Here is a 13,957-nt window from a genome sequence, read left to right on the forward strand (position 1 = left end):
TATGAACAGATTTATTAAGCGCGTACTTGCTTTTTCTTTAAGCAATAAATACTTCATTTTTTTTGCCACCGGTATATTGGCTATTGCAGGCTATATCAGCTTTAGGCAGATTGGCGTAGATGCGTTTCCGGATGTAACCAATACTTCCGTGACTATCATCACTCAATGGCAGGGCAGGAGCGCAGAAGAAGTGGAGAAGTTTGTAACAAGACCAATAGAGATTGCCATGAACCGGGCGCAAAAGAAAACGTACATCCGTTCTTCTTCCCTGTTCGGCCTCTCCGTGGTGAAAGTAATTTTTGACGACGGCGTGGATGATACTTTTGCGCGGCAACAGATCAATAATAATATTACATCGGCTTCGCTGCCGGATGGCGTGGATCCTGAAATAGAGCCGCCATATGGCCCTACCGGGGAAATTTACCGGTATACGCTTCAGAGCAGCAAGCTGTCTGTAGCAGAGCTCAAAACGTTGCAGGACTGGGTAATTGAGCGGAACCTGTTATCCGTGCCCGGTGTGGCGGATATTGTAAGTTTTGGGGGAGAGGTGAAAATTTACCAGGTGACCATTGATCCCGATAAGGCGGTGCAGTATGATATTACGGCACAGGAGATGTACCAGGCATTGTCTAAAAGTAATATCAACGTAGGAGGCGATGTGATTGTGAAAAATGCGCAGGCATATGTAGTGAGAGGGATCGGGATACTCAATAACACGGAAGAAATTAAGAACATCATTGTAGACCATATCAATGGTACCCCCGTCCTGGTAAAGGATGTAGCCGATGTAAGTATATCGGCGCTGCCGAGGCTGGGACAGGTGGGGCGCGATCAGGATTATGATGTAGTGGAAGGCATCGTGGTGATGCGGAAAGGGGAGAACCCTGCGGAAGTGATAGAGGCGCTGAAGCAGAAGATAACGGAGCTGAATACACGTATTTTGCCCGATGATGTAAAGATAAAGCCCTTTTATAACCGGGAAGACCTGATCGATTTTTCCACGCATACCGTGTTGCACAACATGCTGGAAGGGATCATTTTTGTAACGGTGATTGTGTTCCTGTTTATGGCCGACTGGCGCACTACGGTGATTGTATCTGTGGTGATTCCGCTGGCGTTGTTGTTTGCGTTTATTTGTTTGCGGATAAAAGGGATGAGCGCTAACCTGTTGTCGATGGGGGCGATCGACTTCGGGATTATCATTGACGGGGCTGTGGTGATGATGGAAGGGATTTTTGTGGTGCTGGACAGGAAGGCGCATAGTGTGGGGATGGAGCGGTTTAATAAACTGAGCAAGGCGGGGTTGATCCGGAAAGCCTGCCTGGAGAACGGGAAGGGGATCTTTTTTGCAAAGCTGATCATCATCACGGGGTTGCTGCCCATCTTTACTTTTGAAAAAGTAGAGGGGAAGATGTTTTCCCCGCTTGCCTGGACACTGGGTTTTGCTTTACTGGGGGCGTTGATCCTTACGTTTACACTGGTACCCGCGCTGGCGGGTGTATTGCTCCGGAAGAATGTAAAGGAGAAGCATAATGTTTTCCTGGCGTTTATTAACCGTATTACACTCCGCATCTTTAATTACTGTTTCCGTCACCGGCGTGTAGCCTTTACCGTGTCGCTGGCCGTACTGGCGTTTGGGTTATATTGTTTCCGTTTTTTAGGAACGGAGTTTCTGCCACAACTCAATGAGGGCGCTATTTACATCAGGGCCACCGGACCGTTGAGCACATCGCTGGAAGAGTCGGTGAAGGTAGCCAATGATATCAGGCGGAAGCTGCTGACTTTTCCGGAAGTGAAGCAGGTGATGTCTCAAACGGGGCGGCCCAATGATGGTACAGATGCTACGGGGTTTTATAATATTGAATTTCACGTAGACATTTACCCGCAAAGTGAGTGGAAGAGCGGGTTATCGAAGGCCCGGTTGATAGAGCAGATGAATGGAAAGCTGGCGGGTATTCCAGGTATTACCCTGAATTTTTCCCAGCCGATCATGGATAATGTGGAGGAAGCGGTTTCCGGTGTGAAGGGCTCTATTGTAGTGAAGTTATTCGGAGATGATTTTAAGCTGATAGAAGACAAAGAAGAATCGATAGAGAAGATCCTGAAAGGAGTGCACGGTATTGAGGACCTGGGGATACTGCGTAATATTGGTCAGCCGGAATTACGCATCAACCTGAACCAGCAAAAGATGGCGTTGTACGGGGTTACCACAGAAGATGCCAACTCCGTGATAGAGATGGCGATTGGCGGAAAAGCCGCTACCCGGATTTATGAGGGGGAGAAGAGCTTTGATCTTCGTATACGCTACCCCGAGAGTTTCCGGGAAAGCGAGGTATCGATAGGGAATCTAACCATACCGACTATAAGGGGAAATAAGATTCCGTTGAAAGAGATTGCAGAGATTGATCATATAGTGGGGCCCAGTATGATCTATCATGATAAGCATATGCGTTACGGCGCCATAAAATTTTCGGTACGGGGCAGGGATCTGGGCAGCACTATTGCGGAGGCGCAGCAGAAGGTGGGTGAGCAGATCACTTTACCAAAGGGTTACTCGCTGGAGTGGGCCGGTGATTTTGAGAACCAGCAACGGGCTACCAAACGGCTGATGCAGGTAGTACCTATCAGTTTGTTGCTGATTTTCCTGATCCTGTTTATACTTTTCGGAAAGGTGAAAGATGCCTTGCTGGTATTGAACAATGTGCCGTTTGCGATTATCGGCGGGATCTTTTCGCTGTGGCTTACCGGTATGAACTTCAGTATATCCGCGGGTATTGGTTTTATCGCGTTGTTTGGGATCTGTGTACAGAATGGTGTGATCCTGCTGTCGAAGTTCAAAACGAATGTGCGGACTATGCACCGCGGAGGGGATTTCAGCCTGGCAGCGGCCATTCACGATGGGGTGGAGTCGAGGGTACGCCCGGTGATTATGACCGCCATGATGGCGGCGATCGGGTTGTTGCCTGCAGCCACCAGTATGGGAATTGGTTCGGAAACCGCACGACCGCTGGCGCGTGTGGTGATAGGCGGTCTGATCACAGATACCTTCTTTAATCTTTTTATATTCCCGGTTGTGTTTTACTGGGTATATAAGAACAGGTTGAAGAAAGATCCGTTATTATCATAGCAATTGGTTGTTGATTTATAGTGAGAAGTTGCTCCGGTATTTCCGGGGCAACTTTTTTTATATTGAACAGTCTTTTTTATGACTTTGCTTCGTCAATTTTCGTTTTTCTGATTTTCTTTACTTTCGGTTTGGCTTCATCGCCAAGCAAAATAGCCCAGGGGCTCATCTCTTCTATATTCTGACAAATAATTTTAATAATGGCGATGGTCGGAATAGCGAGGAACATACCGGGGATGCCCCATAACATATTTCCAAGCACCACACCGATAATGGTGACCAATGCGTTGATCTTTACTTTGGAACCCACAATGCTGGGGAAAAGCACGTTGCTGTCGAGTACGTGGATGAGGAACAGGGCAACACCTGCCTGTAATGCCTGTATAGGCGTACCCGTAGCCAGTGTTACCAGGATGATGAGAATCGCTGCCGTTAAGATCCCTACATAAGGAATGATATTAAAGATGGCGGCCATTACGCCCAGGAGGATAGCATATTTAATACCCAGGATAAAGAACAGCACAGTGTTAAGAATAGCTACAATGACCATTTCTATCATCAGTCCGCCTACATAGCTTTTAATAATGGTGCGTGTGCTGGCAATTACGGTGAGTAATTTTTCGCGGTGTTGTTCCTGGAAGATCTTTATCAGGAAAGATACCAGCAACCTGCGGTAGAAGAGGATAAAGAAAGCATACAGGAATACAAATACCACGAACACAAGCAGGGAGGAAAGCGACAGGAATGTTTGGCTGACAAAGCTGGTGGCAGTTCCGAGCGTGCCCATCATGGCTTTTTCCACATAGCTCATTTGTGTGCTGGAGTTGATATGAAATTTGGTGTTGATCCAATCCTGAGTGGAATCGATCACCAGCGTGAGTTTTTGTTCCAGTTGCGGGAAGTCGGAGATAAAGGCTTCCATTTGTTTGGCGAGGAGGAGCATCAGCAGCAGGATGCCGATGATAAACAGCAGCACCGCTATGATGGCCGCAAGCCCCCGCGGGAGACGCCATTTCTCCAGCTGGTGAACAACCGGCAGCAGCATGATGGCGATAAGCATGGCAAACATTAACGGAACAATGATACCGCTGCCAACATGGGCTATATATATAATGAGAATGATCGAAAACAGGGTAAAAGTGAGACGGGCAGTAAACGGTAGTTTGATCTCGTTCATAGAGGTAGTGCTTTTATCAAAGATATTAAAAATCAAAGTGTATAACATTAGAATGCTCATTATACATTTGTTCCGGTGAAAAGGTTGCAGTTGCGCACTGCTTTTATTATTTTACGACATGCCTGTAAAAATTTAAGCGTTATGAAAAAACTGTTTGCCCTTTTACTGCTCGTTTGCGGCAGTAGCTCCCTTTCCTTTGCAAAACCCCTGCCGGCTGATACTTTGCCTGTTCGTGGTTTTTGTATAGCTGCGCCCAGAGCGGAGGGGCTGGCCCCATTCCTGAAATTTATTGACACAGAACTGGCGCCGCGGCATATCAACACATTGGTGCTGCGCGTTGATTTTAATTACCAGTTTAAATCGCACCCCGAGCTGCGTGATGCCGGCGGCTTAACCGAACAACAGGTAAAGCAGCTGGTGCAAACCTGCCGTAAGCATAACATCCGGCTGATTCCGCAGATTAACCTGCTGGGTCATCAGTCGTGGGCCGGTACTACCAGCAACCTGCTGAAGGTATATCCTGATTTTGATGAAACGCCGTGGGTAAAGATGCCGGCGAACTATGTATGGCCAAATGCAGATGGTTTGTATTGCAAGAGTTATTGCCCGTTACATCCGGGTGTACATAAGATTGTATTTGAGTTGGTGGATGAGATCTGTGATGTATTTGAGAGTACCGCCTTTCATGCAGGCATGGATGAAGTGTTTTATATCGGGGAGGATAAATGCCCGCGTTGCGGCGGCCGCGACAAAGCCGAATTATTTGCCGGGGAGGTATGGACAATCCGGAATCACCTGGCGCAGAACGGGCGTGAGCTGTGGATGTGGGGCGACAGGTTACTGGATGGCAAGCTGACGGGTTTAGGCGCCTGGGAGGCGAGCATGAACAATACGCACCGTGCGGTGGACCTGGTTCCAAAAGATGTGGTTATCTGCGACTGGCATTATGAGCGGCCGGATAAAACGCCGGTGTACCTGGCAATGAAAGGGCTGTCGGTGATCACATGTCCGTGGAGGATGCCGGCTAATGCAAAGCTGCAGCTGAAGGATATGTATGACTACCGGGCCAGTGCCACTAAGGAAATGAAGCCGCGTTTCCAGGGAATGATGCAAACGGTTTGGTCGGATGCAGCGGGGTTCCTGGATGAGTTTTACGGAACGGGTAAGCCGCAGAAAGATACGGTGAATACGAGCGCCAATTGCTTCCGGGCTGTATTTACCAAATAAAAAAGGAACAAACGGAATGATCTCCTGATCATTCCGTTTTCTTTTTAATAATGTTTTTTGAGCAGCGGGATAAATATTTCAGAGTATGTTGGTCCGTCCAGCGAGATGAAGAAGTGGTTCCCGCTCATCTTGAATACCCCTTCCTTACAGTTCATACTGATAAAATTATACATTGGCATGCCTGCAGTGGCAAAGTCCATTGGCACCGGCAGTTTGAGGTAGTTGCCGCCTGCTATCCGTTTTGTGGCGAGATAGGAGTGGTTTTTCTGCAACTGGATATGTGCGCTTATGGCGGATGTTGGAATCAGCAATCCGGCGAACATCGATAGTTTTTCATAGTTGGTTACCGGCACGGCATCGAGGGTGCCTGTAATGATCCTGCTTTGCGGCAGATCGTATAGCGTCTGCATCTTTTTAAACAGGTTATGATAGGTGTTCATGCGGGCGATCATTTCTGCGATTGGGTCCTGGCCACGTGAAATGAAGGAGTAGTACAGGATACTATCCGGCATTCTGAGTTTTTCGCAGCGGTCGTAATTGAACAGTTCCTGGAATGCATCATTTCCTATTGCTGCTGTGATGGTTTTAGTGATCTGCAGCGTTCTGTTTTCATTAGGCAGGATAATGATGCGGCGGAAATCTTTCGGACTTTCTTTAAAATGTAGTTTAAATGCTTTGCTGAAAGCTGCTGTAGTGGCATATCCGCAATACTCGCTGATTTCGCCGATATTATAGCCACTGTGCCGTAGCAGGCCGGCGCCAAGTTCCAGGCGGTGACGTTTAACATAGTGCCAGAAGGGTTCTCCCATGTAATTCACAAAGTTGTGATAGAAGTAGGAGTAGGAAATACCGAGGCGTTCTGCCACATCTCTGATATTAAAGGGATCACTGACATGATCATCTGCATAAGATAACCCTTGTAAAGCAAAATTTTCAAGTTGTTCTTTGGTCAGAAGGGCGGCCATACAATATGAGGGATTTAGTTGATTTTCATTGGATCCGGTACATGCTGATTTACGTCCTTGATAAGAAGCTAACTACATGAACATTATCCCTAATTTAATTTTTTTTATGATCACCGGAGACGTAAATTTTCGGATCATTTTATATGATTGATTTTCAATATGATATGTTTTTTACTCAGTGCGTATTTTTATAATATGTAGAAAATTTGTTGCCGGAAGAGAGATTGCCCGGGAGAAAGAAAGGAAAAAGCTAAAATGGACAAACCGTTAATTACGGGAATCAATATCTTTAGTTGTCGTGTCATGTTTGCACCATCAGCGGGGCCATTCATACGGTTTTTATAGCCTGAATTATTTTGTCCTATCAATCCTGTTATGGAGTTGCGGCCTTCGCAACACCATTTCCCGGTGGTTTAGCATAGTTGATTGATATGATCGTATAACCTTTTATCTTATGGTAGCCGTCATCATTGTTTTATCATTATTGTTGTTACTGGGTTGGGCAATCCTGTACCATCATTTCAAGGCTTTGCGGATAGCCAATATTAATCTTGTAAAACAGGCGCAAAAAGAGGCTTCATTACAGTACCAGCTGCGTGAGGCAAGAGAGAAGTACTGCAAGCTGGAAGAGAAGCTGAGAAAGGTACAGTATGAGTTGCATAATGAAAAACGAACAGAGAATCATCTCTGACAATAACATCCACCTAATGTTGATGCCATTACTTTCGGGTTTGCCAATATTTAGTTAGGTTTGTCAGCATGCAGGTAGTTTTTCAAATCACATCCGGTGAGCGGGATGCCCAGCTGTCTATGCTCGGGCAGCTCAATAATCTTCTTAATTACACCAACGAACGAAAAACCCGTATAGCCATAGAGGTGGTAGTACATGGTCATGCCTGGAATTTATTGCTGCCCGATGGTCACCCTTTCCCCGAAAAAATATCGGCCCTGCATGGGCAATCCGTCCGGTTCCTCATTTGCCGGAATACCCTGAACAGCCGTCAGCTGGCAACAGATCAGCTGTTTCCCTTTGTGGAGGTGGTGTCGGCAGCTGTAGCGCACCTGGTGGAAAGGCAACAGGAAGGATGGGCTTATATAAGATGCTAGTTTAATTGTTTATTAGTTAATTGGTTTATTAGTTTATTTTTACATTTTTAAAGTAATGTGCCGGGAAATGCGGTAGAAAGTTTGGGAGGGGGCACCAAATAAAAATTGTGATAATAACGTTAAATGGTTGCACGAATAATAAGGACTAACCTCTTAAACTTAAATACATTGAAATTCTCCAAATCTACCGGAATACTGTTGTTATTCATGGCAGTTCCCTTTTTCACCTTTGCGCAGGACTGGCATGTCGGCGCTTTTGCAGGTATCAGCAATTACAGCGGGGATCTTTCCCAGCAAAGGGTGGATATGAAATATACCCGGCCTGCACTCGGACTGCTGGTGAGAAAGGATATTAACCGTTACCTCACTATCCGTGGATCCTTTACCTGGGGTATTGCTACCGGCGCAGACAGCACTAATTCTTCCAAAGACCTGGTAGCGCGTAACCTTAGTTTCCGGACCAATATTTTTGAAGGCAGCCTGATTGGCGAAATCAACTTTTTCGACCTCGATGAAAAAGGGTTTACGCCTTACGTGTTCGTGGGAGTGGGTGGTTTTGGATTTGATCCTACGGCTAAAGACCAGTCGGGTAACCGCGTGCGGCTTCGTCCCCTGGGCACGGAAGGGCAGGGATTACCGCAGTATCCTACCCGTCAGCCTTACGACCTGTTCTCCTTTTCCTTTCCGTTTGGAGCGGGTGTAAAAGCGATCATCAATGATAACTGGACCCTTGGATTTGAAATAGGGCTGCGTCCTACCACTACGGATTATATGGATGATGTGAGCACCAACTACGTAGACCAGAATACATTGCTGACCTATCGTGGTCAGAAATCAGTGGACATGGCTTACCGGGGCGATGAAGTAACCGGTAAAGTGACGCCGGGAACCTATCCTGCAGATGGTACTATACGCGGTTCTGATAAGCACAAGGACTGGTATGCGTTTTCCGGGTTTACCATTACTTACCGTTTGGGTGGTGGTAGTGGCTGGGGCAAACAAAAGGCTACCCGTTGCCCGATACTCAGACCGTAATGTATTGATAGTCATACTGTCTAATACTTTATTTATAGTTTCAATCCCGGCATACCGCCGGGATTTTTTTTATTGGCATAGTTGTTGAATTTATGAGTTCAAACAGGTACTAATGCAGCCACCAGCTTATGGCGGATCGCAGAATCACAAATCGCGGAGAGAGTAATGAAACAACAGCCGCTACAAAAATAAGTTGGTGTGCAACTGCCTGTTTTAACTAACGAAAAAGAAGTGCCATGAGGAAGTTTTTAAATATAGCTTCAGTGATGTTGATAACAGGTTCTATGAGCCTTTCTGCACAGCAAAGGCCGCCTGCACCACCACTGCCACCCAGGCCACCGGCTCCGGCACATTTACCACATCCGCCGGCGCCACCGTTACCGCCAGGATTGCCCAGGCCACCAACGCCTCCGCATCACCGGCCACCGGCTCCGCCAACACCACCGCATCATCATAGAAGACCGTATAAAAAGCATCACAGGAAACCGCATAAGCCTCACAGGTATACTTTTATCGCATATCCGGGTTCCACTTATGTTGTTACAGATGCCACTTTTGCCCGGTATGCGGGTTGAAATGAATAACACACCACAACTTTTATTTGCCAACCGATCTTGAACTAAAAACCAAAGAAACATGAAAAAAGTACTGCTGTTGATGCTGCTTATTGGCGGCACTGTGCTCACCACTTATGCACAAAGGGGATATGACAGGGGACATGGACGTGGCCACGGATATGGACACGGACGCGGACATGACCGTTATGACGATGACCGCTGGGAAAGATGCGAGCGCCCCAGAAGAGTGTATGTACGCGACAGGTATGACGACTGCTACCGCCCTCAAAGAGTGGTATACGCCAGACCGGCTTACTACCCGGCCGTAATACCTGTTCCGGTACCAGCCCCGGTACGCTACTACCCATCAAGGCCAAGAGCCGTATTCCACGCGGGTGTTACCATAGTGAACTGATAACTGAAAATGGAATAAATGAGATGCCTCCCATATTTACATGGGGGGCATTTTTTATTGCGGTGCGGGATGGTTACTTTTGTTGATTGGTAATAAGATTCAAACATGGCATATAAAAATCTCAGACACTTTATAGACACGCTGGAACAGGCTGGAGAACTGGTGCGCATAAAAACTTATGTGGACCCTAAACTGGAAATAGCTGAAATAACGGACAGGGTCAGCAAATCGCCCGACGGGGGCAAAGCCCTGCTGTTTGAAAATACCGGTACCGACTTCCCCGTGCTGATCAACTCTATGGGCAGTTACAAGCGTATGTGCCTGGCGCTGGGCGTGAGTGAACTGGACGATGTAGCCGGTGAAATTGAAAATCTCTTTAAATTATTATCCAAACCAAAGGAAAGTATACTTGATAAACTGGCCCTGCTGCCAAAGCTCGGACAGTTTGCTTCCTGGATGCCAAAGGTAGTGAGCGGAAAAGGCAGCTGCCAGGAAGTGGTAATGGCTAACCCGGATCTCAGCAAGTTGCCGGTGCTTACCTGCTGGCCTAAAGATGGCGGCCCTTTTATCACCCTGCCTGTGATCCATACAAAAGACCCGCTTACCGGCACCCGCAACGTAGGTATGTACCGCATGCAGGTATTTGAAAAAGATATGACCGGCATGCACTGGCATAAACACAAAGTATCCGCAAAACACTTCATGGAATACAAGAAGCTGAATAAGCGTATGCCCGTTGCCGTAGTATTGGGCGGAGATCCTGTTTATACTTACTCCGCTACCGCACCACTCCCGGAAAACGTGGATGAATATATGCTGGCCGGTTTTCTCCGTAAGAAGAAAGTGGAGCTGGTGAAGTGTATTACCCAACCGGAGATAGAAGTACCCGCAGATGCGGATTTTGTGATTGAAGGTTATGTGGAACCTTCTGAAGAACTCATCTGGGAAGGCCCTTTCGGGGATCATACCGGGTATTATTCACTGGCCGACTGGTATCCTAAATTTCATGTAACGGCTATTACGCACCGCAAAGACGCCGTATATCCGTCGACGATAGTAGGCATTCCTCCGCAGGAAGATGCCTGGATAGGTAAAGCCACCGAACGTATTTTCCTGGCGCCTATCAAAATGACGCTGGTACCTGAAATCATCAATATGGAAATGCCCGTGGAAGGCGTGTTTCATAACCTGGTGATTGCGCAGATCAAAAAAGATTATGCCGGGCAGGCGCAGAAGGTGATGAACGCCATGTGGGGCGCCGGCCAGATGATGTTTAACAAGATCCTGGTAGTAACAGACGACGGCACAAAGATCACCGATTATAAGCAACTGGCGCAGTATGTCTTCCAACACCTGAACCCCGCTTCCGACATCTACCTGAGCCAGGGACCGATGGATGTACTGGACCACTCCTGCTCCAAAATGGGCTTTGGCGGTAAAATGTGTATCGATGGTACCCGTAAATATGAAGAAGAACAGGACACTACTTTTATATCCGCTCCGGCTCCGCGCGAGCTGGATACTGCCGCCATCATGCAGCAGTTCCCGGAAATCAAAGGCATCAACGCTTCGCTGCTGCCGCTGGATATTTCCTGTATCCTGGTAGCGGTGGAAAAGGCACGCCCTTCGCATGTACGGGAGCTGAATGAACAGCTCTATACCCTGCCCGCGCTGGCAGGCGTTAAGATGATCCTTTTTGTGGAGCATACGGTGGATGTAAGCGATCTGGCGTCTGCATTATGGCGTTTCTGTAATAACCTGGACCCTAAGCGCGACAGCTTTATTGTTCGTGTACCTTCCGGTGAACCCGGTAAATATATTGGCGGCATTGGTATGGACGGTACGCTGAAAACCAGGCTGCTGGACAATTTTGAGCGCGACTGGCCCAATATCATTGTTGCGGACGACGCTACCATCCGGAAAGTGGATACCAAATGGCCTGAGCTGGGTATCGGACCTTTACTGACTTCTCCCTCTCTCAAATACAAACAACAGATCTATGGCGAAGAAGCGGTGGTACAGCAGTAGTTACCTGCTGCTGATCCTGTTACTGGCCGGCAGCCTGCGGGCAGCCGGCCAGGTAAGTCCTGCTGATTTCCGTTTCCTGGACAAGCTGGAGGGCACCTGGAAGATGAACACCCGCAAAAGCACCATCGTGGAAACCTGGAGCCGGATCAACGATTCTACCTGGAAAGGAAAAACCTGGCGGGTAGTAGGGGCGGACAGTGCCTTACAACAGTCCATGCAGCTGGTGAGAAGAGGAGCCGATATCTTTTATATTCCTGCCTATGAAGGGCAGGACAAGCCAGCTACCATACACCTGAAACTGCGGGTTTTGAAAGCTATTGGTTTTGTGGCGGAAGACCTGAACAATGATTTCCCCAGGAAAATTACTTACCGTTTTAAAGATGCCAGGCACCTGGATGCCCGCGTAGAAGGCGTGCGGGACGGCACTACAGAGGAATACATTTTCCAGTATTCTATTTCTCCCGAATAAAGATTCCCGATTGCGTAAATCATTTTCCCACTTCGAGAAAGGGGAGTGGATGGCTGTGCCTATTTTTGTATAACACACACGATACACACCTAAATCAAAATATTCTCAATAAAGCAATAATTTGAGTTGGTCGTACAAGTAATGCCGCGCCTGTTCACAGGAAGCGGCTTTTTTTTGCCGTTAGCTTCTGAAGAAGCCAACGGCAAAAGCAGTATGTCTATTTATGAATTTCTGATGTAAAGTTGAACTGGATATCGGGGTTGTTGGTGCGTTCGGTGTTCAGGTACCATTCCGACTGGGCCAGGTATACGATATGGCCGTCTTTATCTTCCACGATGTTGGAAGATTTAAAGCGGATGAATTCTTCAATCTTTTCTTTCGGACCGGTGAGCCAGCAAGCCTTGTAGAAAGGCAGGGTATTGAACTGACAGGCGGCGCCGTACTCCTGGAGCAGGCGGTACTGGATTACTTCAAACTGCAGGTCGCCCACGCAGCCAATGATTTTGCGGTTGCCACCATGCTGGGTAAACAGCTGTGCCACGCCTTCATCTGTAAGCTGGCGGATACCTTTTTCCAGTTGTTTTGTTTTCAGCGGATCTTTATTCACCAGTTCCTTGAACAGCTCAGGAGAGAAGCTTGGGATACCAGTGATGTAAAAGTTTTCCCCTTCCGTGAGGGTATCGCCGATCTTGAAGTTGCCGGTATCAAACAAACCTACCACGTCGCCGGGATAGGCGTCGTCTACCACGTTCTTTTCGCGGGCAAGGAAGCTGTAAGGGTTGCTGAACCTAACGTCTTTGTCTAAACGAACATGGTGATAGAATTTATTTCTTTCAAACTTACCGGAGCAAACGCGGAGGAAGGCGATACGGTCGCGGTGGCGCGGATCGAGGTTGGCATGGATCTTAAAAATGAATCCACTGAATTTATCTTCGTTTACGTCTATTTCGCGGGTGGTAGCGGTGCGGTTACGCGGAATGGGCGCGATGTCCACAAACGTATCCAGCAGGTCTTTCACCCCGAAATTGTTTACGGCACTGCCAAAGAAAACGGGCGCCAGTTTACCGGCGAGGTAATCTTCTCTATTGAAGGCATCGTACACGCCTTCGATCAGTTCCACATCGCCGCGCAGTTGTGCGGCGTCTTTTGCGTTAAAGTGTTCATCAACGTAGCTGCTGCTGAGATCTGTGAGCGGCACCACGTCTTCGTCTGTGGCTTTCTTGTTGGGCAGGAAAGCTACGAGGCTTTTATCGTACAGGTTGTAAACGCCTTTAAAGTCGCTGCCCATATTAATGGGCCAGCTGAGAGGCCGTACCCGGATGTTGAGTTTCTCTTCCAGTTCATCCAGGAGATCGAACGGATATTTACCATCACGGTCCATTTTGTTGACGAAGATGATCACGGGTGTATCGCGCATGCGGCATACTTCCATGAGTCTTTCCGTTTGTTCCTCCACCCCTTTTACGCAGTCGATCACCAGTACCACGCTGTCTACGGCAGTCAGCGTACGGTAGGTATCTTCCGCAAAGTCCTTGTGACCGGGCGTATCCAGGAGGTTAACAAGGATATCGCGGTATTCGAAGGTCATAACGGAAGTGGCTACGGAGATACCTCTTTGCCTTTCAATTTCCATGAAATCCGAAGTGGTGTGCTTCTTTATTTTATTGGACTTCACCGCACCGGCTGTTTGAATAGCGCCGCCAAACAGGAGGAATTTCTCTGTCAGCGTAGTTTTACCGGCATCCGGGTGAGCGATGATAGCAAAGGATTTTCTTTTACTGATTTCGTTAGCGTACTTCATAAATATCCGAAAAATGGCAGCAAAGGTAACTAAATTTTTTGTCCGGCTATAT

Annotated in this window: 12 protein-coding genes; 8 read left to right on the forward strand and 4 right to left on the reverse strand. The window is 47.6% G+C overall.

Annotated elements, in window-relative coordinates; translation table 11 throughout:
• Nucleotide 1 precedes the first annotated feature (1 nt).
• A complete protein-coding gene (locus tag V7S65_RS06100) occupies nucleotides 2-3,127 on the forward strand; it encodes an efflux RND transporter permease subunit (RefSeq protein WP_336388856.1) in 3,126 nt (1,041 codons plus the stop codon).
• Nucleotides 3,128-3,203: 76 nt separating this feature from the next.
• Here the strand turns inward: V7S65_RS06100 and V7S65_RS06105 are convergent, their stop codons facing one another.
• A complete protein-coding gene (locus V7S65_RS06105) occupies nucleotides 3,204-4,301 on the reverse strand; it encodes an AI-2E family transporter (RefSeq protein ID WP_159454155.1) in 1,098 nt (365 codons plus the stop codon).
• 141 nt (nucleotides 4,302-4,442) lie between these two features.
• Between V7S65_RS06105 and V7S65_RS06110 the strand changes: the two genes are divergently transcribed.
• Nucleotides 4,443-5,528, forward strand: coding sequence for a family 20 glycosylhydrolase (locus V7S65_RS06110; protein ID WP_336388855.1), 1,086 nt, complete (start codon nucleotides 4,443-4,445; stop codon nucleotides 5,526-5,528).
• A gap of 44 nt (nucleotides 5,529-5,572) precedes the next feature.
• Here the strand turns inward: V7S65_RS06110 and V7S65_RS06115 are convergent, their stop codons facing one another.
• Nucleotides 5,573-6,493: a helix-turn-helix transcriptional regulator gene (locus V7S65_RS06115; RefSeq protein ID WP_079467708.1), complete on the reverse strand. Its 921-nt coding sequence runs from the start codon at nucleotides 6,491-6,493 to the stop codon at nucleotides 5,573-5,575.
• 454 nt (nucleotides 6,494-6,947) lie between these two features.
• Here V7S65_RS06115 and V7S65_RS06120 point away from each other — a divergent pair, with 454 nt between their 5' ends.
• The 3 genes from V7S65_RS06120 (at nucleotide 6,948) to porG (ending at nucleotide 8,635) form a co-directional block, all read left to right on the forward strand.
• Nucleotides 6,948-7,184, forward strand: a complete 237-nt coding sequence (locus V7S65_RS06120) for a hypothetical protein (protein WP_079467707.1) — start codon at nucleotides 6,948-6,950, stop codon at nucleotides 7,182-7,184.
• A 68-nt stretch (nucleotides 7,185-7,252) separates the two neighbouring features.
• The gene (locus V7S65_RS06125; protein ID WP_336388854.1) at nucleotides 7,253-7,600 is read left to right on the forward strand and encodes a DsrE family protein; all 348 of its coding nucleotides are present in this window, start codon (nucleotides 7,253-7,255) and stop codon (nucleotides 7,598-7,600) included.
• Nucleotides 7,601-7,807: 207 nt separating this feature from the next.
• The gene (gene porG, locus V7S65_RS06130) at nucleotides 7,808-8,635 is read left to right on the forward strand and encodes a type IX secretion system protein PorG (RefSeq protein WP_407934870.1); all 828 of its coding nucleotides are present in this window, start codon (nucleotides 7,808-7,810) and stop codon (nucleotides 8,633-8,635) included.
• A gap of 282 nt (nucleotides 8,636-8,917) precedes the next feature.
• Here the strand turns inward: porG and V7S65_RS06135 are convergent, their stop codons facing one another.
• Entirely contained in the window at nucleotides 8,918-9,079 is a 162-nt protein-coding gene (locus tag V7S65_RS06135) for a hypothetical protein (protein ID WP_159454153.1), read from the reverse strand.
• Between the two features lie 192 nt (nucleotides 9,080-9,271).
• Here V7S65_RS06135 and V7S65_RS06140 point away from each other — a divergent pair, with 192 nt between their 5' ends.
• From V7S65_RS06140 to V7S65_RS06150, 3 genes are all read left to right on the forward strand, one after another.
• Nucleotides 9,272-9,607: a hypothetical protein gene (locus tag V7S65_RS06140; RefSeq protein WP_111580611.1), complete on the forward strand. Its 336-nt coding sequence runs from the start codon at nucleotides 9,272-9,274 to the stop codon at nucleotides 9,605-9,607.
• Nucleotides 9,608-9,712: 105 nt separating this feature from the next.
• On the forward strand, nucleotides 9,713-11,635 hold the full coding sequence (locus tag V7S65_RS06145) for a menaquinone biosynthesis decarboxylase (RefSeq protein WP_336388852.1): 1,923 nt from the start codon (nucleotides 9,713-9,715) through the stop codon (nucleotides 11,633-11,635).
• Entirely contained in the window at nucleotides 11,607-12,104 is a 498-nt protein-coding gene (locus tag V7S65_RS06150) for a DUF6265 family protein (protein WP_079467702.1), read from the forward strand. Before V7S65_RS06145 ends, V7S65_RS06150 begins: the two co-directional genes overlap by 29 nt.
• A 217-nt stretch (nucleotides 12,105-12,321) precedes the next feature.
• On the opposite strand, the gene V7S65_RS06155 is transcribed toward V7S65_RS06150, so the two are convergent.
• A complete protein-coding gene (locus tag V7S65_RS06155) occupies nucleotides 12,322-13,905 on the reverse strand; it encodes a peptide chain release factor 3 (protein WP_079467701.1) in 1,584 nt (527 codons plus the stop codon).
• Nucleotides 13,906-13,957 lie beyond the last annotated feature (52 nt).

Source organism: Chitinophaga sp. CCNWYY40 (assembly GCF_037483205.1).
GTDB classification, from domain to species: domain Bacteria; phylum Bacteroidota; class Bacteroidia; order Chitinophagales; family Chitinophagaceae; genus Chitinophaga; species Chitinophaga ginsengisegetis.

Bases quoted from the DNA above. Each gene is read 5' to 3' on its own strand.
- V7S65_RS06100 (WP_336388856.1), top strand. From the start codon at position 2: ATGAACAGATTTATTAAGCGCGTACTTGCTTTTTCTTTAAGCAATAAA.
- V7S65_RS06105 (WP_159454155.1), bottom strand. From the start codon at position 4,301: ATGAACGAGATCAAACTACCGTTTACTGCCCGTCTCACTTTTACCCTG.
- V7S65_RS06110 (WP_336388855.1), top strand. From the start codon at position 4,443: ATGAAAAAACTGTTTGCCCTTTTACTGCTCGTTTGCGGCAGTAGCTCC.
- V7S65_RS06115 (WP_079467708.1), bottom strand. From the start codon at position 6,493: ATGGCCGCCCTTCTGACCAAAGAACAACTTGAAAATTTTGCTTTACAA.
- V7S65_RS06120 (WP_079467707.1), top strand. From the start codon at position 6,948: ATGGTAGCCGTCATCATTGTTTTATCATTATTGTTGTTACTGGGTTGG.
- V7S65_RS06125 (WP_336388854.1), top strand. From the start codon at position 7,253: ATGCAGGTAGTTTTTCAAATCACATCCGGTGAGCGGGATGCCCAGCTG.
- porG (WP_407934870.1), top strand. From the start codon at position 7,808: ATGGCAGTTCCCTTTTTCACCTTTGCGCAGGACTGGCATGTCGGCGCT.
- V7S65_RS06140 (WP_111580611.1), top strand. From the start codon at position 9,272: ATGAAAAAAGTACTGCTGTTGATGCTGCTTATTGGCGGCACTGTGCTC.
- V7S65_RS06145 (WP_336388852.1), top strand. From the start codon at position 9,713: ATGGCATATAAAAATCTCAGACACTTTATAGACACGCTGGAACAGGCT.
- V7S65_RS06150 (WP_079467702.1), top strand. From the start codon at position 11,607: ATGGCGAAGAAGCGGTGGTACAGCAGTAGTTACCTGCTGCTGATCCTG.
- V7S65_RS06155 (WP_079467701.1), bottom strand. From the start codon at position 13,905: ATGAAGTACGCTAACGAAATCAGTAAAAGAAAATCCTTTGCTATCATC.